Here is a 22207-nt window from a genome sequence, read left to right on the forward strand (position 1 = left end):
AAAATTGCTACATTTACCTATGCAAAAAACTTCTGTTTTAGAAATTAAGAATCTTTCTATTTCATTTTTTAATGAGCAAATTGAAAAAGAAATAATTCATAATATTTCATATTATTTAAATAAAAATGAGATACTTGGAATTGTTGGCGAGTCAGGTTCTGGAAAATCTGTTTCTACATTGGCTATTTTAGGATTGCTTCCAAAAAATATTTCTAAAATTAAGAATGGAGAGATAAACTTTAAAGGTGAAGACTTAACCAAACTATCTCCAAAAGCATTTCAATCAATTAGAGGAAATGATATTGCTATGATTTTTCAAGAACCTATGAGTTCTTTAAACCCATCCATGATATGCGGAGAACAAGTTCAAGAAATACTTTTGCAACACACATCGCTTTCTAAACAAGAAATTAAAGTTGAAACACTTCAGTTATTTGATAAAGTAAAATTGCCAGATCCTAAACGTGTTTTTAAAGCATATCCGCATGAAATTTCTGGTGGACAAAAGCAACGGGTTATGATTGCAATGGCTATTGCTTGTAAACCTAAAATATTAATTGCAGATGAGCCTACTACTGCTTTAGATGTAACTGTTCAAAAAGAAATAATATTGCTGCTAAAACAACTTCAGCAGGAAGAACAAATGAGCATTTTATTTATATCTCATGATTTGGCTTTAATTTCTGAAATATCAGATCGCGTTCTAGTTATGTATCAAGGTGAAATAGTTGAGCAAGGTTCTGTTTCTGATATTTTTAAAACCCCAAAACACACATACACCAAAGCGCTTATAAATTCAAGGCCACCTTTAAATGTTAGATACAAACGTTTAGCAACGATAAAAGATTTTATGGCTGATTCGGTTGATAAAACTATTGTTACTAAAACGCAACGTGATACAAATCATAAAAAACTATATTCAAAGCCACCATTATTGGAAGTAATTAATCTTGAAAAAGAATACGTTTCTAAATCTGGATGGTTTTCAAAACCTGAAAGTTTTAAAGCTGTCAATAATGTGAGTTTTAAACTCTATGAAGGTGAAACCTTAGGTCTAGTTGGTGAATCTGGATGTGGTAAATCTACTTTATCAAATGCTATATTATTATTAGACAAAGCAACTAATGGTAAAATACTTTATAAAGGAAACAACATTACCAATTTATCAAAACGAGCAACTCAAGAATTGAGAAAAGATATTCAGATTATATTTCAAGATCCTTTTGCTTCCTTGAATCCGCGTATTCCTGTTGGGAAAGCTATTATGGAACCTATGAAAGTACACAACATTGGAAAAACCAATGCCGAACGCGAAACTATGGTTTATGAATTATTAGAAAAAGTTGGGTTAGATGCTACTTTCTTTTCCAGGTATCCACATGAATTTTCTGGTGGTCAACGACAACGTATTGGCATTGCTAGAGCTATAGCTTTGCAACCTAAATTGATAATTTGTGACGAATCGGTTTCAGCATTGGATATTTCAGTACAAGCTCAAGTTTTAAATCTCTTAAACGAATTAAAAGAAAACTATGGCTTTACTTATATTTTTATTTCACACGATTTAGCTGTAGTAAAATATATGTCTGATAATTTAATAGTAATGAATGCTGGTAAAATTGAAGAAATGAATGATGCCGATACTATTTACGAGCATCCAGAAAAAGACTACACTAAAAAACTTATTCATGCTATTCCAAAAGGATTATAGCATGAATAACTTTTTAGTAAGATACATTAAACTTTTAATGAATCGAGTGGTTTGTTTTACTTTCACATACAAACCATTTTCATAAGTAGGTTGTTCTGGTAGATTTGATGCAAAATTCATAAAGTAGGTTTTGGTAGATTTGGGTTTCTTTCTTTCACAAGGATTATAATAGATTTGGGGGAAATTATAATCCAAGTTTCTAAAAGAAGTTGGTTAATCTGTTCATTAAATTTGGGATTGCTAATATGTAACTTATTTTAAATAAATCTGCTAAAATGCATTATTTTTCGATGAAATACATGTTTTTTTAACATTTGGCGTGCTTTAGAGTCTTTTTTCTTACATAAATTTAAATATAGTTCATAAAAAAGCCACTTAAAAAAGCAGCTTTTTTTATACATGTAATTCTTATCTAAAGTGCCATTTCAGGAATATCTCCAGTAACAATCAATGTCCCTTCAGTTGCTTTTTGAATAGCTTCAACTGAAACTCCTGGTGCGCGTTCTAAAAGTTTAAATCCATTACCCGTAACTTCTAAAACCGCTAGGTTAGTTACAATCTTTTTTACACAACCTACTCCTGTTAGTGGTAAGGAACAACGTTTTAAAAGCTTTGATTCTCCTGCTTTGTTAGTATGCATCATAGCAACTATTATATTTTCGGCACTGGCAACTAAATCCATCGCACCTCCCATTCCTTTTACCATGCGCCCTGGAATTTTCCAGTTGGCAATATCTCCATTTTCAGCAACTTCCATAGCGCCTAAAATAGTTAAGTCCACGTGTTGACCTCTAATCATAGAAAAGCTCATAGCGGAATCAAAAAAACTCGCTCCTGGTAAAGTTGTAATGGTTTGTTTTCCAGCGTTAATAATATCTGCATCTTCTTCGCCTTCAAATGGAAATGGTCCCATACCTAATACGCCATTTTCGCTTTGGAATTCTACTTCTATATCGTCTCGAACATAATTAGCTACCAACGTTGGAATACCGATACCCAAATTAACATAGTAACCATCTTGTACTTCTTTCGCTATACGTTTAGCTATTCCGTTTTTATCTAACATATCTTAATGTGTCATTTTTAATTAGGTTTCGACTGCGCTCAACCAGACAATTTAATTATTCTCTTTTTCTAACTGTACGTTGCTCTATTCGTTTCTCATATTTTTCACCCTGAAAAATACGTTGCACAAAAATTCCTGGAATATGAATGTGATTAGGATTTAATTCGCCTACTGGTACTAATTCTTCAACTTCTGCAACAGTTATTTTAGCAGCACCGCACATATTAGGGTTAAAATTTCTAGCTGTACCTTTAAAAATAAGGTTTCCAGCTGCATCACCTTTCCATGCTTTTACAAAAGCAAAATCAGCTTTAAAAGCATGCTCTAAAACATACATTTTACCATCAAATTCCCTGGTTTCCTTACCTTCAGCCACTTCAGTACCGTAACCTGCTGGTGTGTAAACGGCAGGAAATCCTGCTTGTGCAGCACGACAGCGTTCTGCTAATGTACCTTGCGGAATTAGTTCAACATCCAACTCACCACTTAGCATTTGACGCTCAAACTCATCGTTTTCACCAACATATGATGATACCATTTTTTTTATCTGACGCTGATGCAATAATAAGCCTAATCCAAAGTCATCTACTCCTGCATTATTTGAAATACATGTTAAGCCTTTTACACCAGACTTTACCAATGCTGCAATGGCATTTTCAGGGATTCCACTTAAACCAAAACCACCAAACATACAGGTCATGTTATCAGCTATACCTTTAATAGCCTCATCTACTCCTGCAACTTGTTTATTAATCATTTTTAATCTGTTTTTGCAGTGGAAAAATACGAAATAAAAAAGCCATTCGGAAGTGAATGGCTTTTGATTTTTTTAAACTTAAATCGAACTAAAAATCCAACTCATCTGGAACGTCTTCCTCTGGAAGTATTTCTTGGCTTCCCTCTTCATAGGCATTGCAATCTACTTCAATAGTTAGCTCTTTTGGTCTCTCAAAATTTTCTTTTGATACATCAAGTGTTTCGTCTTCATAACAGTCTCTCATGTATAATGCCCAAATTGGTAAAGCCATTGCTGCTCCCTGTCCGTAAGTGATTTTAGCAAAATGTGCTGCTCGATCTTCTGCTCCTACCCAAACACCAGTAACTAAATTAGGCACCATACCCATAAACCAACCATCACTTTGATTTTGTGTAGTTCCTGTTTTCCCTGCTATTGGGTTTTTAAATTCATATGGATAGCCTGTCACAATCTCACGATAATCTGCTCTGTAAGCATCTGCGCCTTTAGTTCTTAATCTTACACCTGATCCAGCTTCGGTAACACCTTCCATAAGTTTAACGGTTACATAAGCTGTTTCTTCACTGATAACATCACGAGACTCTGGCGTGAACTGATATAAAATAGTGCCATTTTTATCTTCAATATGGGTCACCATTACGGGTTTGGTATAAACTCCTTTATTCGCAAAGGTAGCATAAGCCGCTACCATTTCATAAACGTTCAAATCAGCTGTTCCTAGTGCAATGGAGGGCACAGCTGGAATATTGGATTTTACACCCAGTTTTTCAACTAAATCAATCACTGGCTGTGGTCCAACTTTATCAATCAAGCGAGCGGTGATGGTATTAACTGAATTGGCTAATGCAGCTTTTAAAGTTAATTCGCCACCATAAACACCATCAGAATTTTTGGGGCTCCAAGGTTCTAAAGTACCGTGTCGTCCAGCCTCAATAGTGATTTGTGAGCGTGGCATTTTGTAACAAGGTGATAAATGCAATTGATCAATAGCGGTTGCGTACACAAATGGCTTGAAAGTTGAGCCTACCTGACGCTTACCTTGATTCACATGGTCGTACTGAAAGTGTTTATAATTCATACCACCAACCCATGCTTTTACATGACCTGTTTGCGGATCCATAGACATCATACCTGGATGTAAAAAGGATTTATAATAACGCATGGAATCTATAGGTTTCATAATGGTATCTATCTCACCTTTCCATGAAAAAACGGTCATGTTGGTTGGCTTATCAAAAGAAGCAATTATTTCCTTTTCGCTTTTACCTTCAGTTTTCATGACTCGCCAGCGTTCCGACTGACGCATACCACGTTTCATTAAGGCATCTATTTCACTTTGATCTAGTTCCAGAAATGGTGCAGTAGGGTTTCGTTTAGGTGTGTTTTGATGGTCAAATTCCGCTTGTAATCTAGGCATATGTTGTTGTACAGCATTTTCAGCATACTGTTGCATACGTGAATCTATTGTAGTAAAAACTTTTAAGCCATCGCCATACAAATTATACTTTTCGCCATCAGGTTTTGGGTTATTCTTAATCCAATCTTTCATAAACCCGTCTAAATAGGCTCTGAAGTATGTTGCTATTCCATCGCGATGAGATTGCGGTGTATAGCGTAAATCCAATTCAGTTGCTTGAAGCGAATCTCTGGTCTTCTCTGAAATATAATCATACTTCTCCATTTGAGATAGCACAACATTTCGTCGATTTCTTGTACCAACTGGATTACGATGCTCTCTTGGGTTATATAATGATGAGTTTTTAAACATGCCAACCAACATAGCTGATTCCTTAATATCCAGTTCATGTGGTTCTTTATCAAAATAGATACTAGCTGCTGAACGAATACCATCGGCATTATTACCAAAGTCATAGATGTTAAAATACATCGCTATGATTTCTTCCTTGGTATATTGACGTTCTAGACGAGTGGCTATAACCCATTCCTTTATTTTTTGAGTGTACTTGTCTAAATTTTTGGATCTAACACCAACAAACAATTGTCTTGCCAACTGTTGCGAAATGGTACTAGCACCTCCTCTTTTACCCAAAAAGAAAAATGCTCGAAGTGTCCCTCTAGCGTCAATTCCAGAATGTTCATAATAGCGAGCATCTTCTGTAGCGATTAAAGCATCCACCAAGTGCTTTGGAAGCTCATCATAACTTACAGGTGTACGGTTATCATTAAAATAAAATTTACCAAGTGTTTTGCCGTCAGACGAAATTATTTCAGTAGCTAAATTGGTTTTTGGGTTTTCTAATTGCGTATAGTCTGGCATTTCACCCAAAGCTCCCCAAGAAGCAAGCATAAAAACTAATGCAACCAAAAAAATGCCTGACAAAAATAATATCCAAAACCAACGTACATAGCTCTGAAAATCTTGAGTTTGTTTTGTTTGTTTCTTTTTTGCCATATGCTTTAATTTGTATTTGGGTCTTCTATTCTAAATCCAATTTCTGTAATTCCTTCTAAATTTTCTACGCCTTTTACTTTGCCATTTTCACGCATGGCATGTTGAATGTTAATAGTATATTCTCCGGTTTCATTAAAAACTACGCTTTCTTTATACCACAATTTATTTTCCTTAACGTCGGTAAAACCTGTTCCTAACAGCTCACCATTTGGTTTTGCCATACGATACTGCAAGGTGTCTTTAATTATTTTTCCATGTGGAAAATTCATTTCAACTATTAAGTACAAATTACTAAACTTATAATCGTTGGTGTTTCTTAAGTTTACAAACAAGTTGTAGGGTTTTATTGAGTCTGGTGGTTTAATTTTAAACGTAACTACTGAATCCTTATGCCATTCATTTGGTAAAGATTTATAAACATCATAAACTCTATTAGAGTCACATGAAGTGAAAATTAATCCACAAAACACAAGGATTACAAACAAATTACTTCGCATTGTTTTTCTTGCTTTGAGGTTTACGACGTCTTTTATTTTTATTACCCTTATTATTTTTACGTTTATTTCGGTGTTTTGGACTATCAAACCGTGTTAAACTATCTTGACCAACAACGTTTTCATATTCAGTTTTAGTATCTACGATTAGTTCAGCTGCATATTCTTCAAGGCTTGCAGGCTTTTTTCTATTCTTATTTAATTCTATGATTTCATTTGCCTGATCTGTAGTTATCAAATGCCAATTCATCCATTCGCCTTCATAAGCATACCACATATGTCCTTTAAAAATATCCGTTTTCTGACATACAGCAGTTCCTTTTTCAGTATAAAGCTTGATTTCTGTTTTAGGAAAACTCTTAAGCGCATCGAGGTAAGTATCCAACTCATAGTTCAAGCAGCATTTTAACTTTCCACATTGACCAGCAAGCTTTAGCGGATTTAATGACAGTTGTTGATATCTGGCTGCAGATGTACTCACAGAACGAAAATCAGTTAACCAAGTGGAACAACACAATTCACGCCCGCAAGACCCAATACCTCCTAGTCTAGAGGCTTCTTGACGAAACCCTACTTGACGCATTTCAATTCTGGTTTTAAACTCTTTTGCGAATAATTTTATAAGTTCCCTGAAGTCTACACGTTCTTCAGCCGTGTAATAAAAGGTTGCTTTACTAGCATCACCTTGGTATTCAATATCTGAAATTTTCATTTGAAGTTTCAAATCAATAGCAAATTGTCTTGCCTTGACCTTCATAGATTCTTCTTTATCACGAGCTTCAGACCAAATATCAATGTCTTTTTGGGTTGCTTTTCTGTAGATTTTAAACGTTTCAGGATCGTTTTCAGATATTTTCTTGCGTTTCATTTGAACACGAACCAATTCTCCTGTAAGGGTAACCATACCTACATCGTGACCGTACTCTGCTTGGGTAGCAACCACATCACCAATACTTAATGTTAGGTTTTCGGTATTCTTATAATAATGTTTTCTACCATTCTTAAATCGAACCTCAACCCAATTAAATGGTTCTACTCCGTCAGGTAATGACATGTTGGCTAACCAATCAAAAACTGTTAATTTGTTACAACTGTCGGTTCCACAAGTGCCATTATTCTTGCATCCTTTAGGCTGACCATCTTTTCCTGTTGAACATGTTCCACAAGCCATAAATTAAAGATATATATAGATTCTGAACGTAAATTCAGAAGAGGATTAATACTAAAAATAAAACGTAAAGATAAGATTATTATAATGACTTTAAAAAGCTATTATTTAATTGAATTCTATTTCATAATTCAATCGGTTAGATAAAGACTTGAGCTCGTGTTTAGACTTAAAGGCATTCTGAAATAGCGTATTACTCCAACCTATTTTTTTAGAGAAAGTATTAAAACTTTCATTTTTCCAATCGAAACCATCTTTCCAAAATTTTTGTGGTGAAACGTAACAAAATGTATAATCAAAAATTAAACTGGATTGATTGGTTTCGTCTTTTCTTGGAATCTCGTCTGAAGCTAACAACATAATATTGTTTGCTTTACAGCTTGCTTTTATACTTTTTATTATTACCGGGTAATCACCACGAATAGTTTCTAAATCAAAATCATTATACTCGGTATTACCAATTTTTTGAATTGGTCTGATTTGAAGAATATCAAAACTATTACCATCAAAATGCTTGAAAAAATCTTTCAATTCATAGAAATTATCTTTGTTGAACGTGTAATTGATACGGACTTTAAAATCGTATTTAGATTTTAGTTTAGCAAAGGCCTTAAATGCATTGTGAAATTTTTCGTAATTCGCTTTTTTCATGAAGCTTTCGTAACTTTCTTTGGTCACACCATGTAACGAAATAGTAAATTCATTTAAACCTGCTTTTAGCAGTTTTTCAATTTTTTCTTCATCCAACAAATTTGCGTTGGTTGTAATCGAGATATAAGGCACGTTGTACGTTTTTCCCAATTCAACGACTTTCACCAAGTCTTTATATAACGTGGGCTCTGTACCACAACCAATTTGAAGTTTTAAAGCACGTTTAAAAATGGTTTTTGCCGCTTGATTAAGCTCGTCTTCTTTAAATTGTCCTTTTAAAGTTTTTACATAATCATCATCTGTAAAATAACACATCTTGCAACGCAAATTACAAGCCATCACAGGGTCGAAATTTACAGCCAAATATCGTTGATTGAACTTATGCAGTAGAAAAAGCCCCAGAAATTTAATTCTGTGGCTTTTAATTTTTCTATTTAACTTTAAAAGTTTATAAATATTCATTTAGCCTTTTTTATTCAGGACGTCAAAAATATTTCGCAAATCCTTTTTAAATGGCAAATGGTCAGCACGACCTTTCTTGAAAATATCATTACTGTTACCTTGTCCTTTGCGTAAGGCTTTTTGTTCTTCGTAAGGTAATTGAATAATTTCCTGACATTGTGTTGAACAGCAATTCTCCATTTTTGTTTTACAGTCTTCACATTGAATGAACAACAAGTGGCAAGCCTCATTAGCACAATTGGTATGCAAATCTGCTGGCTTTCCACATTGATGACATTGCGCTATAACATCATCTGTAATACGTTCTGAACGCCTTTCGTCAAACACAAAATTTTTACCAATAAACTTATTTTCTAGTCCTTTTTCTTCAACTTGACGTGTGTAATTTATAATACCACCTTCTAACTGAAATACCTGTTTAAATCCTTTGTGCTTATAATACGCGCTGGCTTTTTCACAACGAATACCACCAGTACAATACATCACTAATTTTTTATCCTCTTTATGATCTCTTAAATCTTCTTCTATAATATCTAAGGATTCTCTAAACGTATCTACATCTGGTGTTACTGCATTTTTAAAATGGCCTATTTCACTTTCGTAGTGGTTGCGCATATCTACTAAAACCACATCAGGATCTTCAATTAACTCATTAAATTGTTCTGCTTCCACATGAGTACCCTTATTGGTCACATCAAACGTATCATCATTTAATCCGTCTGCCACAATTTTGTTACGCACTTTCACCTTTAATTTTAAAAAGGCAAAATTATCGTGCTCAATGGCAATATTTAAGCGTACATTTTCTAAAAACGAAATAGTATCTAAATGTGTCTTAAATTCATTAAAATTTTCAGCAGGAACTGAAAGCTGTGCGTTTATGCCTTCGGTGGCGATGTAAATTCTACCTAAAACATCCAATTGATCCCATGCCAGGAACATATGATTTCTAAAAAGTTCAGGGTTTTTGATTCTTGCGTATTTATAGAAAGAGATTGTCAAGCGGTCTTTTCCCGCTTCTTCAATTAACGCTGCTCTTTCTTTAGCGCTTAAGTTATTGTACAGTTGCATGCTATACTAATGATTAAGGTTAAAGATTTATTTTGAGGCAAAAGTACATATTTTAAAACTATTTTTCATTTTCATATTTAACCATAAAAAAAGCGTCCTGTTTTGCAGGACGCTTTTAGTAGACTAACTCGTTATTAATATTTTTTCATTCTTCTAAATCAAAAAATACAATAAGAGCTAACCTCCATCGGCTTTACAGCTGCTGTTTATAAATACAACAACTGAAACGCCTAATACGTTGTTAATTAAAGTTTTCTTAATAAATTTCATCTGTACAATTTTTAAATTCTTAAAAAGGACAAACAAAATTAATCGCATAAAATACGATTGATTTCATAGCAAAAGTTCCCCACTTTATATAGTAGATGCAAAAAGTGTAAAAAGGTTGCGTCAGAATATTGAAAAAATTAAAACTTATCGTAATTTAGCTGACCTATCAAAACATAAAAATACGAGAAATGAGCAGTGAAAAAGACGCAAAATTAAAAGCTTTAAAGCTTACTTTAGATAAACTAGATAAAGCCTATGGTAAAGGTACGGTCATGAAAATGAGTGACCAAGCTGTAGTTGATGTTGATGCCATTCCTTCAGGTTCTTTGGGTCTGGATATTGCACTTGGAGTTGGTGGTTACCCAAGAGGAAGAGTTATTGAAATTTATGGTCCAGAATCATCAGGTAAAACAACATTAACGCTACACGCCATTGCTGAAGCGCAAAAAGCTGGTGGTATTGCAGCTTTTATTGATGCAGAACATGCCTTTGATAGATTTTATGCCGAAAAATTAGGTGTTGATATTGATAACCTTATCATTTCACAACCAGATAATGGCGAACAAGCATTAGAAATTGCCGATAACTTAATACGATCAGGAGCTATTGATATAGTTGTAATAGATTCTGTTGCTGCACTAACTCCCAAAAGCGAAATAGAAGGCGAAATGGGTGATTCTAAAATGGGATTACATGCCAGATTAATGTCTCAAGCCTTAAGAAAATTAACGGCCTCTATAAGCAAAACCAATTGTACCGTTATATTCATAAATCAATTGCGTGAAAAAATTGGTGTCATGTTTGGCAATCCTGAAACAACAACTGGTGGAAATGCCCTTAAATTTTACGCATCTGTCCGTTTAGATATTAGACGTTCTACCCAAATAAAAGAAACAGATGGTAACGTGGCTGGAAATAAAACACGTGTTAAAGTTGTAAAAAATAAAGTAGCACCTCCTTTCAAAACTGCTGAATTTGATATTATGTATGGAGAAGGTGTTTCTAAAGTAGGTGAAATTTTAGATATTGCTGTCAATCTTGAAATTGTTAAAAAAAGTGGATCATGGTTTAGCTATGACGAAACAAAATTAGGACAAGGTCGAGATGCCGTAAAAGCCCTAATAAAGGACAATCCAGAGCTTATGGATGAGCTTGAAACTAAAATTCGGGAGGCCTTAAAAAACTCGAAATAAAAAAAATCCCGAAATTTTCGGGATTTTTTTTGCTTTTAGACGCAACCTTTTTACACTTTCTGCATCTACAGAGTAAACATGTATATAAAACTTTGAATGTAATCATGAAAAAATTAGTTGTTTGTTTATTGTTTATGCTAGCGTTATCATGCAGCACAGATGATGGAATGGACCCTGTTTCATTTGTAATTTTACCAGTTGAAGATGCTATTGTTCCAACTGAATTTGAGCGTTATGAAACCTATGATATTTATCTGGAGTATTTACGACCTACTTCGTGTCACGGTTTTAATGATATCTATTATACACGCGAAACAAATGAAAGAACTGTAGCTATTGTAGCAAAATATTTTCAAAGTAACAATAATTGTGTTGAGATAGATGAACCAACAGAAGCTTCATTCAGATTTAAAGCCACTACTGAAGATTTATATATTTTTAAATTTTGGCAAGGTGAAGATGAAAACGGTGAAGATCAATATATGATTATTGAAGTGCCAGTCATAGATTAAATAAATGTTTAATTAATATACATGTCATGTGAGTTTAAAACAACTCATCATAAATTGTAGTAAAAATGATACTAAAGCACAAAGTGAACTATATCAACTCTTTTCGAGTAAATTGTTTTCGGTTTGCTTAAAGTATTCAAGAAACTATGTTGAAGCAGAAGATAATCTGCAAGACGCTTTTTTGACCATTTTTGAAAAAATAGGTCAATATAATAACAAAGGTTCTTTTGAAGGTTGGTTAAAACGGATTACTATTAACACTGCATTGCAGCGTTATAGAGGTCAAGGTGTTTTTGAAATAGTTAATGAAGAATTAATAGAAGATGACGAATTAGACATTGAAGATGATGAATTGACAGTTGAATTTCTATTAGGAATTATTCAAGAACTTCCAGATAGATATAGATTGGTTTTCAATTTATACGCACTTGACGGTTATTCTCATAATGAAATAGCCGAATTGTTATCAATTACCTCAGGTACCTCTAAATCTAATTTGGCAAGAGCTCGAAGATTATTAGTTGAAAAAATAGAAGCATATAAAGCGAGTTTAAATTCGCAATCATTATAACAATGAGTGATAAAAAACATATAGACAGAATTTTTCAAGAGAAACTCAAGGATTTTGAGGTGTCTCCTAATCCTGAACTTTGGGGGAAAATTCAGAATGAATTAAATCTTGAAAAAGAAGAACCAAAAAAAGTAATTCCTATTTGGATGCGTATAGCAAGTATTGCTGCGCTTTTGGCCATATTAATTACTATTGGAAGTTTTGTGTTTGATGGTGGGTCCAATAACCTAACTCCCGATTCAAATACTGTTGATACTAATGCGGATAGTAATAATCCTATTATTGATGAATTGGATAATAATCCGTTAAATAATAATACTGAAAACAAAGTCGCTAATGATGATCAGATTAATGAACCTAACAACGCATCATTAGAAAATACAAGTGAACAAGGTAGTTCTCATGTTGTTTTATCCGAAACTGAGAATAAGCCAAAGTCACAAAGCGAAATGGTTTCTTCACCATCAAACTTTAGTTCAAATAATAATGATATTGCTGAATCAAATAAGCCTGAAAAAGAACCGTCTGATTATAACAATATCGAAAAACAAAAATCATCTAATTCCAAATCATCAGCGTTAAACAAAGATAATTTCACTAATAGTATTGAATCTAGTGTTGCTCAAACTGATACATCAAATTCGGATAAGCTAGATGATAATTCAAACGGAATGGCTAATAAAAATGATTCTTCAAGCAAAGAATCTACAAACAAAAAGTCCAAATTATCCAATTCGCTTATTAACACTGAAAGCCAAGCAACTCAAGTTGCTGATAATTTGAATAATAGTGCCTCCAAATCTATAGATAAACCATTACATAAAAATAATGTTTCTTCAAACACAAGTGTAGCTAATTCAACAGTTTCACCATCTAATTCCAATGCTGAAATAGACAAACAAGCGGTTGATAATGCACTAGGTATTGAAAAAACTCAAGAAGCTGTCGCACTCAATGCTATGAAAGGCGACACACCTCATAATGAAAAAGAAAAAGAGGTAAATCAAAAAGTTGGTGATTCGCTTGCAACTAGCGAATCGCCTTCTATTGAGGAAGAAATTGCTCAAGCAGAAAACATTAATGAAAAAGAAGAAGAAGAAGAAAAACTAGTAAACAGGTGGCAAGTTGCAGCTAATGTTGCCCCTGTTTACTATAATTCGCTTGGTAATGGATCGCATATTGATGATCAATTTGTTTCCAATTCAAAAAGTGGTGAGGTAAACATGAGTTATGGTGTAAATGTTAGCTATGCCTTAAGTAAAAAACTTTCTGTGAGATCTGGGGTAAATTCTCTTAACTTAAGTTATGATACAGACAATGTTATTTTATATGAAACACCTAGTGGGAATAATGGCACGCCTATAAACCCTTTAAGGAACATCAATTTAGCACCTCAGAGTCAATCCCTAAATGCGTTTAGCGCTGATAATCTTGGTGTTCAACAAATTAATGACGTATTATATAATGCTGCCATTAGCCAACGCTTAAGCTACTATGAAGTACCTGTAGAACTAGAATACAAATTAGTTAATAATCGTTTTGGATTGAATGTTATTGGTGGTGTAAGTACTTTCTTTTTAGATGGTAATGAAGTCTATTCTGAATTTGAAGAATATAACACATACATAGGTGAAGCCAATAATATAAATAATGTAAGTTTCAGTACCAATTTAGGTATTGGTATTAATTATAAATTCACAGAATCGTTTAAGTTTAATTTTGAGCCAACCTTTAAATATCAATTAAACGGTTTTGAAAATACATCTGGTAACTTTAGACCTTATATCATAGGAGTGTATACAGGGTTTAGTTACAAATTTTAGTTTTTTAGTTGGTTAGATTGGTTGTTTTTTCAACATCTTTGAAAAAGCAATGATGAACGAAAAACTGCTCTGTGCCAAGAGCAGTTTTTTTTATTTTGTTCGATTCTGTAATGTTTCAAATATTACAGATCGTGCCTTCTGGTTTAAGTCTTTAGTATTCTCAATTTTTAAACCTTCTGTGTTAATGAATTTATGTCCTTTTACTCGCATTAAGCCTGGACTTCCACTAAAGAAGGTATAACTAAAACGCTTTTTGTTATCAAGGAAAACAAATGGTACAATAGGTATTTGATGATTTATTGCCAATCTAAATGCTCCGTCTTTAAAATCATCAAGTATTACAGATTCATCGGGCACACCTCCTTCAGGAAAAATACAAATACTTAAGCCTTGTTTAAGTCTTCTTTGTGCTCTTAAAAAAACAGCCTTTCTACTTTTTTCAGAACTTCTATCAACTAATATACATGTACGCTTATAAAAAAATCCAAATAGCGGAATTTTTGCTAACTCCTTTTTCCCTACAAACACGAAAGGATTTTTTGAAGCCACCAACATAAGCATGATATCTGCCATTGAGGTATGATTAGCAATATACATATAGCTAGCATACCTTTCAGGTTTTTGATCAAGGTCAATTTTAACTCTAAAACCCATACCTATTAGTATAAAATAAGCCCAAACCCTTGCAATTTTGAAAAAAAACGGATACCAAGATTCTTTTAAAATGGAAATAAGTAGTACTGGTAATAGAAGCACTATTGGTATTGCAACCAAAATATAAAACCAAATACGATATAAAATCCAAAATAGATACTTGAATATAATCATAGGTTTCAAAACTACTTAAATAAATTGAGCTATTATACTAAAAAAATTACCTTTGCTTTTAGTTTAATTAAAAAGATTCCCGTTTAAGTGGGAAATGAATATGGCTAGAATTTTAACAGGAATACAAAGTACAGGTACACCACATTTAGGAAATATTTTAGGTGCCATAATGCCAGCTATTGAAATGGCAAATAATCCTAAAAACGACTCATTTCTATTTATCGCTAATTTACACACACTTACACAAATAAAGAATGCTGAAGAGTTAAGGCACAACACTTACTCTGTAGCAGCAACATGGTTGGCTTTTGGATTGGATATTGAAAAAACGGTGTTTTACAGACAAAGTGATATTCCTCAAGTAACTGAATTATCATGGTATTTAAGCTGCTTTTTTCCGTACCAGCGATTAACATTAGCTCATGGTTTTAAGGATAAAGCTGATAGATTGGAAGACGTCAATGCTGGATTGTTTACGTATCCCATGCTTATGGCTGCAGATATTTTATTGTACGATGCCAATATTATTCCTGTTGGTAAAGACCAATTGCAACATATTGAAATGACTCGGGATGTGGCCTCACGTTTTCACGCGAAAATGGGTGAAACTTTTGTGTTGCCTGAAGGTAAAATACAAGAAAACACCATGCTTATTCCGGGAATCGATGGCGAGAAAATGAGCAAAAGCCGTGGAAATATTATTAATATTTTTCTTGATGATAAAAAGCTACGTAAGCAAATCATGTCAATAAAAACCGACAGCACACCATTGGAAGATCCTAAAGATTGGAAAACCTGTAACTGTTTTGCATTGTACAGTATTCTAGCTTCTGATGATGCGGTTTCTCAAATGAAAACTAATTACGAAGCTGGTGGTTATGGTTATGGCCATGCCAAACAAGCGCTTTTTGAGTTGATTGTTGATAAATTTGCAGAACCACGTAAACGATACAATCATTACATGGCTAATCTTAATGAAATTGATGACGCCTTAAAAGTTGGAGCAGAAAAGGCGAAACTTGTAGCAAATGATGTATTAAATCGTGTTCGGGAAAAGGCCGGGTATTAAATAACCTCAAACAGTTTTCCGGGTAAGGGTCTTACAACACCTTTCAATTCCATGTTTAATAAAATGCCGGCTACTTTAAAAATGGGCATTTTGCAGTCTAAGGCAATTAAATCCAATTGTTGCTTTTCTTCTGCTTTAAGGTAATTATAAATAACTTGTTCTTCTTCAGTTAGGTCTACAAAAAGTTGTTTTTGAACGGTTGGTTTTTCTTTAGATTCCAATTCCCAATTTAGCATATACGGAATATCCAATGGGTTAGATAAAAGATATGCTTTTTGAAATTTGATTAAATTGTTACAGCCCGTACTTTGCGTATCAGTTACACGACCAGGAACTGCAAATACATCACGATTATAGGAATTTGCAATATCTGCTGTTACCAAACTACCACCTTTTTCAGCTGATTCTATAACTATAGTAGCTTCACTTAAACCTGCAATAATGCGATTTCGTTTTAAAAAATTATTCCTGTCAAAAGCATCACTACTCCAGAAATCGGTAAAAAACCCACCATGTTTTTCAATGTCAGCAACATATTTTTTATGAACTTTAGGATATACTTGATTCAATCCATGAGCCAAACACCCAATTGTTTGTAAATTATGTTTCAATGCTGCTTTCTGTGCCGTAATATCAGTCCCATAAGCAAAACCAGAAACTATTACTGGATTAAAAACTGCTAGTTCTTCAACTAGTTTGTTGCAAAAATCTACACCACTACTGGTTATTTTTCGGGTTCCAACGATGCTAATAACACGTTGATTTTTCAGATTAATATTTCCGGATTGAAACATCAAAATAGGGCTATCAATACAATGCCTTAATCTTTCGGGATAATCGGTATCTGCAAAATATAAACAAGTAATCTGATTTTGCTGAATGAATTGCAATTCGGTTTCAGCAGCTGTAAAGTGTTCTTTGTTAAATAAATCACTTATTACAACACTGCCAATACCATCAATTTTTAAAAGGTTTTGTCTTTTTTCTTTAAAAATAGCTTCAGCTGAACCGCAATGATTAATCAGTTTTTTAGCCGTAATATCACCAATATTAGGCACAAGTTGCAAGGCTAAAATGGGTAATAACTGATTTTCTGTCATGATATGTAATTGATTTCTAAACTACAAGAAAAGAAATTTTGAGATGTTAATAAATACTGAAGTGCAGTTTTTGTTCGCTTTCAATTTTTTTTAACTTTGTTTTTATGCAATTAGAACCTTACATCAGCGATTTATTATACCGTTATGAATGTGTGACTATTCCTGAATTCGGCTCATTTTTAACGCGTCGAGTTTCTGCTACCATTCACGAATCGACTCATGCCTTTTATCCACCAAAAAAAATGCTGTCATTTAACGAGCAAATTCAAAAAAATGACGGCTTACTAGCGCACTATATTGCAGATGTTGAGAAGATTCCTTTTGAAGAAGCTTCAAAGCGTATTCAAAAGCGGGTTAAGTATTTGAAATCATATTTAATTGAAGGTGAAACTATAGATTTTCATAATATTGGAAGTTTGTCGCTAAACACTGAAGGCAAAATTTTATTTGAGCCTTCATATCATCTAAATTATTTAACAGATGCCTTCGGGTTATCGCAATTTGCTTCAAAAGACATTACACGAGAAGCTAACAAAGAAGCGGTTGAAGCTATTGAAAAAGTTATTCCAATTACCGTTACACCTGAAAAACGCAAAGCGCGTCCTTATTTAAAATATGCTGCTGTTGCTCTTATAGCTCTAACAGTTGGTGGTTTGGGTGCCTCAAAATATTATGTAGATAATATTAATGCACATAATCAATTAGCACAAGAACAGGCAAGTGAGCAATTAGAAAGCAAGATTCAAGAAGCTACTTTTGTTATAGATAATCCATTACCTGCTGTTACACTCAATGTCACAAAACAATCTGGCAATTATCACATTATTGCTGGTGCTTTTAGAGTTGAAGAGAATAGTGACAAAAAAGTATCTCAATTAAAAGAACAAGGGTTTAAAGCGCGTAAAATAGGAGTTAATAAATATGGTCTGCACGAAGTTGTATATGCTAGTTATGAAGATCGTTTGGAAGCTTTAACAGCTTTACGAAACATCAAGCGCACACACAATTCAGATGCTTGGCTTTTGGTTAAGGAGTTAGACTAACTCATATTAGTATTATTATAACATAAAAGCTATAATCTTACGATTTTTTCATCTTACCTTTGCACTCATTAAATTTATTGATAATGACAGCAAAAACACCTAAACAGACTAAAACCATAATGACCGACTTGGTTTTGCCAAGTGAGACGAACCCATTAAACAATTTATTTGGTGGTGAATTATTGGCTAGAATGGATCGTTGTGCCAGTATTGCCGCCAGACGTCATAGTCGTCGTATTGTGGTAACCGCATCTGTAAACCATGTGGCTTTTAATCGTTCTGTACCCTTGGGAAGTGTGGTAACCGTTGAAGCCAAAGTATCGCGTGCTTTTAAAACCTCTATGGAGGTGTTTTTAGATGTCTGGATTGAAGACCGTGAATCTGGACAACGCACCAAAGCAAATGAAGCCATTTACACCTTTGTAGCTGTTGATGAAACAGGTCGCCCAGTTGAAGTTCCAGAAATTACGCCTGAAACCGACTTGGAAAAGGAACGTTTTGCGGCTGCTTTAAGACGTAAACAATTAAGTTTGGTTTTAGCTGGTAAAATGAAACCTAATGAAGCTACAGAGTTGAAGGCTTTGTTCGAGTAGTTTTTTGAAACTCCTACTTCACAAAAATTCTACATTTGATAAATCCATTCTGCTGGATTAACGGTTTTGGTTTCTTTAAAAATGGAGAAGTTTAAAACAGTTTCTCCATTGGAAGGGTTTGTAAATACTTGTCCTATAACTTCTTTTGTAGAAACCTTATCCCCTTTTTTAACGTAGATTTTTGCCATATTGGAATAAGCTGTTATGTAGTTACCATGTTGAATTAAAACTGTTGGATTACCATTCTTCGAGGTAATAATTCGCATAACTTCACCATTAAAAATAGCGCGAACATCAGCATTTTTTTCCGTAGCAATACGTACACCATTACTCTGAATGGTTACTGTTTTAACCACTGGATGCGGTTGTTTACCATAACGCAATTTTACAACACCCTTTTCAACTGGCCATAATAACTTTCCCTTGTTAGAAACAAAATCTTTAGCCAATGCTTTAGCTTCAGGAGTTAGAGCAAAACTAGTTGATGTACTTGTTGTATTACCTGCTTTTTTATTAGATGCTGCTATAGCTTCGCGAATAATCTTTTCAATCTCACGATCAATTTTATCTGCTTCACGTTGTTTGGCACGAATTTGAGCCGTATAATTATTCAAATTTTTATTAATTGCAGCCATGAGTTCCCGTTGCTGGCTCAACTCTTTTTCAAGTTCCTTTTGAGCCACACGATTTTCATCTATTAGCTTTTGCTTGTCTGCTTTTTGTCTTAATAAATCCTGATTGATTTCTTGAAGTTTAGCCGTTTTAGTTTTTATAGCTTCACCTTGTTCTTTTTGATAATTAGTGTATTGATTTAAATACTGAATACGTTTATAAGCCTGTTTAAAATTGGTGGAGGACAACAAAAACATGACACGACTTTGCTCGCTTTTACTTTTATAAGAAGTGACTATCATTTTGGCATAATTCTCTTTGAGAGTTGCCAGTTCATCTCTTAATTCAGTAATTTTATTTTGATTGTCATTAATCTCACGTGTGAGTAAATTAGCTTGCTGGTTTGTTACCAAGATTAAATTTTTTCGCACGCTTACACGATAATTTAAATCCTCTATTAAGGTAGTTTGCGATTTCTTTTTATTCTTGTCTTTGAATAATAAGTCATTTATTTGTTTAATTTCATTGCGTAACTCATTGCGCCTTTGTTCCAATTCCTGCTGTTTTTTGCTTTGTGAAAAGCATAGGCTTACTGTCATTAAAAACAGTGTAAAAAGCAGCGTTATTTTGGTTGAAGGTCGCATAGTTAGTTCAGGCTTATTTTATCAAACCCAGAGGGTATCTTAAAAGGATAGCGTAAATCTTCATTTAAATTTATAGACTTAAAAGCCATCTCAATAATGGTTTCTTCACCATCTTCCAAAACTAAAATTTTTAAGTTTTCTGGCAAACTTTGCTTATCTACTTCTTGATAATTTAGGTAGTCAATTTCTAAAAATCGTGATGTATCACCTGTTTGTGCCAATTGCTGTGAATCTATTTTAAAATGTGACGGATTGATAATATAAAATAATTCAAAGAGTCTTAATTGTTCTTTTGGTTGAAATAAATAAGCATTGTTATGAATGGACATATTATAAGTTGACTTATCTAATTCAAACAAAGCATCACCCAATAATAAATTTTGAACTTTTTTAAAATCTAATTCAGTACCTAGTAAATCACTTAAGTAGCTAAAATCGCCATCAAAATAGGTGTTGTCCAGTTTATTATAAAAGCTTACTTTTTCAGGAGTGATTTTGGCACGAATGAGGTTCAAAGCTGAATTAAGCCAAATTACTTGGTCTTTTTGAATCCTCATGGTAATTGTATGTGATTGTGACTTATTCTCTTGAGTATAGACAACTTTTACCTTGGATTGAAGTGTCTTGAAATTAGCAGATTTTTTAGCATTGGCTTTTATCACTTCTTTTGAGGACAAGCCTAAATTGCTTTGTCCGTCTGTAATAGTTTTAGCAGATTTACAACCTGAAACAAGTACTAAAAGCACTCCAAATACAGCAATTATATTAAGTCTTATGTTCATTGTCAATTTGAGGATTCTAATTGTTTAGCTTTATCACTAAACGTTTTTGCCTTTACAGTATTGTTTAAAAGTGTATAAGCCACACTCATTTGCTGATAAAAATCGGCTTCCATTTGGTCGTCTTCAATAATATAATCCAATCCTGTTTCCAATGATTCTAGAGCTTCATTAGGTTTTTTTAATTCATTAAGCGCCACACCATTTATTAGGTAAAAAACAGGTTGCGATGGAAATTTTACAAGGGTTTCCCGACTCACGGATTCGGCTTCTTCAAAATTTTTCAAATCTAATTGCAACAACAAAATATTTCTTAAAATTCCAAAATTGTCACTATCAAGTTTTAGAGCTTTTTGATAATAATTAAGTGCTTTATCCTTCTCGCCTTTTTTTAAAAAATATTGAGCAACTTCCAAGTAAGACGTCCCATTATTATCTTCAGTAATAATAGAGGTTGTTTCAACAAGGTCATTTTCATATTCCGGGTTTGCTGCAACAAACTTTACAAAATCTGCCAATACCATCATTTTTGCATCAGGCTTTATTCTGGAGCTTTGTAAAACAATTTTCATGGATTCTATAGCTTTATCAGCATCTTCATTGTCTAGATAAAACTTGTATAAAGCCAAATGTACCAATTGCGAGTTGGGTTTTATTTCCAATAACTTTTTTGCAGTCTCAAAAGCTTTTTCTTTTTCACCATTTTCACTGTACCTGTAAATCAAAGCCAAGTAATTAGACTCTTCATCAGGGTTGTCTTCAACACGCTCCTCAAGGTTTTCTATTTGTTCCTTTTTTCTGCCTGTTGCTGCATAAATTTGATTTCTTATGATATCTCTAGTCATTGATAAGCCTAGTTCAGCATCCATCTCATCTAAAACTTTTAACGCTTCATCATAGTTCTTCGTCTTAACGTATAAAGTTGCCAGATCTTCTTTATAATCAGGGTGATATTTTACTAACTGTTTTACTGTTTTTATAGCCTTGTCATAATCATCTTGCTGCGCATAAATATCATAAAGTTCGTCCAGGTACCATTCATTATCAGGCTCCATTTTAACCGCTTTTTTTAATGCATCTTCTGCCTCACCAAAGTTTTTTAGTTTGTTATAATTTTTACCTAGTTCATAATAAAAAACGGATTGGGAATCGTCAATATCAATGCATTTTAGAAGAGCGGTAACAGCACGATCATAATTTTCAATGCCTTTTTGTTTAAGTGCCTCAAAGAAATATTCTTGTTTGTTATCTTCAACTTCGCCTAAATCGTCATCAGGGGTTTTATTATAATCTATTTGGGCAAAATTAGTTTGGGGAACTAAAAATAGTCCAAAAAGAAAGAAAAAAATGTAGGTTTTATGTTTCATATATGAGGTT

Annotated in this window: 20 protein-coding genes; 8 read left to right on the forward strand and 12 right to left on the reverse strand. The window is 33.5% G+C overall.

Translation table 11 applies throughout. The annotated features are described in order from the left end of the window. Positions 1–19 precede the first annotated feature (19 nt). The gene (locus C1S72_RS07685) at positions 20–1711 is read left to right on the forward strand and encodes an ABC transporter ATP-binding protein (protein WP_104735034.1); all 1692 of its coding nucleotides are present in this window, start codon (positions 20–22) and stop codon (positions 1709–1711) included. A 412-nt stretch (positions 1712–2123) separates the two neighbouring features. Here the strand turns inward: C1S72_RS07685 and C1S72_RS07695 are convergent, their stop codons facing one another. The 7 genes from C1S72_RS07695 to trhO form a co-directional block, all read right to left on the reverse strand. Further along, positions 2124–2777 carry a 3-oxoacid CoA-transferase subunit B gene (locus tag C1S72_RS07695; RefSeq protein WP_104735036.1) on the reverse strand — a complete coding sequence of 218 codons (654 nt, stop codon included), beginning with the start codon at positions 2775–2777 and terminating at the stop codon, positions 2124–2126. A gap of 55 nt (positions 2778–2832) precedes the next feature. Further along, entirely contained in the window at positions 2833–3534 is a 702-nt protein-coding gene (locus C1S72_RS07700; RefSeq protein WP_104735037.1) for a CoA transferase subunit A, read from the reverse strand. An 88-nt stretch (positions 3535–3622) separates the two neighbouring features. Then, positions 3623–5947 (reverse strand): penicillin-binding protein 1A, encoded by a 2325-nt coding sequence (locus tag C1S72_RS07705; protein WP_104735038.1) that lies wholly within the window; start codon positions 5945–5947, stop codon positions 3623–3625. Positions 5948–5952: 5 nt separating this feature from the next. Further along, positions 5953–6444, reverse strand: coding sequence for a gliding motility lipoprotein GldH (locus C1S72_RS07710; protein ID WP_104735039.1), 492 nt, complete (start codon positions 6442–6444; stop codon positions 5953–5955). Continuing rightward, complete coding sequence (locus C1S72_RS07715; protein WP_104735040.1) at positions 6434–7612, reverse strand: PSP1 domain-containing protein; 1179 nt, start codon at positions 7610–7612, stop codon at positions 6434–6436. The genes C1S72_RS07710 and C1S72_RS07715 overlap by 11 nt, the downstream gene beginning before the upstream one ends. 105 nt (positions 7613–7717) lie before the next feature. After that, complete coding sequence (locus C1S72_RS07720; RefSeq protein WP_230401598.1) at positions 7718–8623, reverse strand: radical SAM protein; 906 nt, start codon at positions 8621–8623, stop codon at positions 7718–7720. A gap of 99 nt (positions 8624–8722) precedes the next feature. Continuing rightward, positions 8723–9793: an oxygen-dependent tRNA uridine(34) hydroxylase TrhO gene (gene trhO, locus C1S72_RS07725; RefSeq protein WP_104735042.1), complete on the reverse strand. Its 1071-nt coding sequence runs from the start codon at positions 9791–9793 to the stop codon at positions 8723–8725. Between the two features lie 458 nt (positions 9794–10251). On the opposite strand from trhO, the gene recA reads away from it, so the two are divergent. The 4 genes from recA to C1S72_RS07745 all read left to right on the forward strand — a co-directional run bounded on the left by recA (position 10252) and on the right by C1S72_RS07745 (position 14162). Then, entirely contained in the window at positions 10252–11256 is a 1005-nt protein-coding gene (recA, locus tag C1S72_RS07730; protein WP_104735043.1) for a recombinase RecA, read from the forward strand. Positions 11257–11360: 104 nt separating this feature from the next. Next, positions 11361–11768, forward strand: coding sequence for a hypothetical protein (locus C1S72_RS07735; RefSeq protein WP_104735044.1), 408 nt, complete (start codon positions 11361–11363; stop codon positions 11766–11768). A gap of 28 nt (positions 11769–11796) precedes the next feature. Further along, positions 11797–12339, forward strand: a complete 543-nt coding sequence (locus tag C1S72_RS07740; protein WP_104735045.1) for an RNA polymerase sigma factor — start codon at positions 11797–11799, stop codon at positions 12337–12339. A 2-nt stretch (positions 12340–12341) separates the two neighbouring features. Then, positions 12342–14162 carry a hypothetical protein gene (locus tag C1S72_RS07745; RefSeq protein ID WP_104735046.1) on the forward strand — a complete coding sequence of 607 codons (1821 nt, stop codon included), beginning with the start codon at positions 12342–12344 and terminating at the stop codon, positions 14160–14162. Between the two features lie 90 nt (positions 14163–14252). On the opposite strand, the gene C1S72_RS07750 is transcribed toward C1S72_RS07745, so the two are convergent. Beyond that, the gene (locus tag C1S72_RS07750; protein WP_104735047.1) at positions 14253–14990 is read right to left on the reverse strand and encodes a lysophospholipid acyltransferase family protein; all 738 of its coding nucleotides are present in this window, start codon (positions 14988–14990) and stop codon (positions 14253–14255) included. A gap of 100 nt (positions 14991–15090) precedes the next feature. Here C1S72_RS07750 and trpS point away from each other — a divergent pair, with 100 nt between their 5' ends. Further along, positions 15091–16059: a tryptophan--tRNA ligase gene (gene trpS / locus C1S72_RS07755; RefSeq protein WP_104735829.1), complete on the forward strand. Its 969-nt coding sequence runs from the start codon at positions 15091–15093 to the stop codon at positions 16057–16059. On the opposite strand, the gene dprA is transcribed toward trpS, so the two are convergent. After that, on the reverse strand, positions 16056–17159 hold the full coding sequence (dprA, locus tag C1S72_RS07760) for a DNA-processing protein DprA (protein ID WP_104735048.1): 1104 nt from the start codon (positions 17157–17159) through the stop codon (positions 16056–16058). The genes trpS and dprA overlap by 4 nt on opposite strands. Positions 17160–17263: 104 nt before the next feature. On the opposite strand from dprA, the gene C1S72_RS07765 reads away from it, so the two are divergent. Both C1S72_RS07765 and C1S72_RS07770 read left to right on the forward strand, forming a co-directional pair. After that, a complete protein-coding gene (locus C1S72_RS07765) occupies positions 17264–18202 on the forward strand; it encodes an HU domain-containing protein (RefSeq protein ID WP_104735049.1) in 939 nt (312 codons plus the stop codon). A gap of 83 nt (positions 18203–18285) precedes the next feature. Beyond that, positions 18286–18795 (forward strand): acyl-CoA thioesterase, encoded by a 510-nt coding sequence (locus C1S72_RS07770; RefSeq protein ID WP_104735050.1) that lies wholly within the window; start codon positions 18286–18288, stop codon positions 18793–18795. 29 nt (positions 18796–18824) lie between these two features. Here C1S72_RS07770 and C1S72_RS07775 read toward each other — a convergent pair whose 3' ends face one another. From C1S72_RS07775 to C1S72_RS07785, 3 genes are read right to left on the reverse strand one after another with little or no spacing between them, the layout of a single operon-like run. After that, entirely contained in the window at positions 18825–20006 is a 1182-nt protein-coding gene (locus C1S72_RS07775) for a murein hydrolase activator EnvC family protein (RefSeq protein WP_230401599.1), read from the reverse strand. 47 nt (positions 20007–20053) lie between these two features. Next, positions 20054–20833 (reverse strand): DUF4292 domain-containing protein, encoded by a 780-nt coding sequence (locus C1S72_RS07780; protein ID WP_104735052.1) that lies wholly within the window; start codon positions 20831–20833, stop codon positions 20054–20056. A gap of 2 nt (positions 20834–20835) precedes the next feature. Continuing rightward, positions 20836–22197 (reverse strand): tetratricopeptide repeat protein, encoded by a 1362-nt coding sequence (locus C1S72_RS07785; protein WP_104735053.1) that lies wholly within the window; start codon positions 22195–22197, stop codon positions 20836–20838. Positions 22198–22207: the final 10 nt, after the last annotated feature.

Origin of the sequence: Hanstruepera ponticola, from assembly GCF_002940745.1 — a bacterium.
GTDB classification, from domain to species: Bacteria; Bacteroidota; Bacteroidia; order Flavobacteriales; family Flavobacteriaceae; genus Hanstruepera; species Hanstruepera ponticola.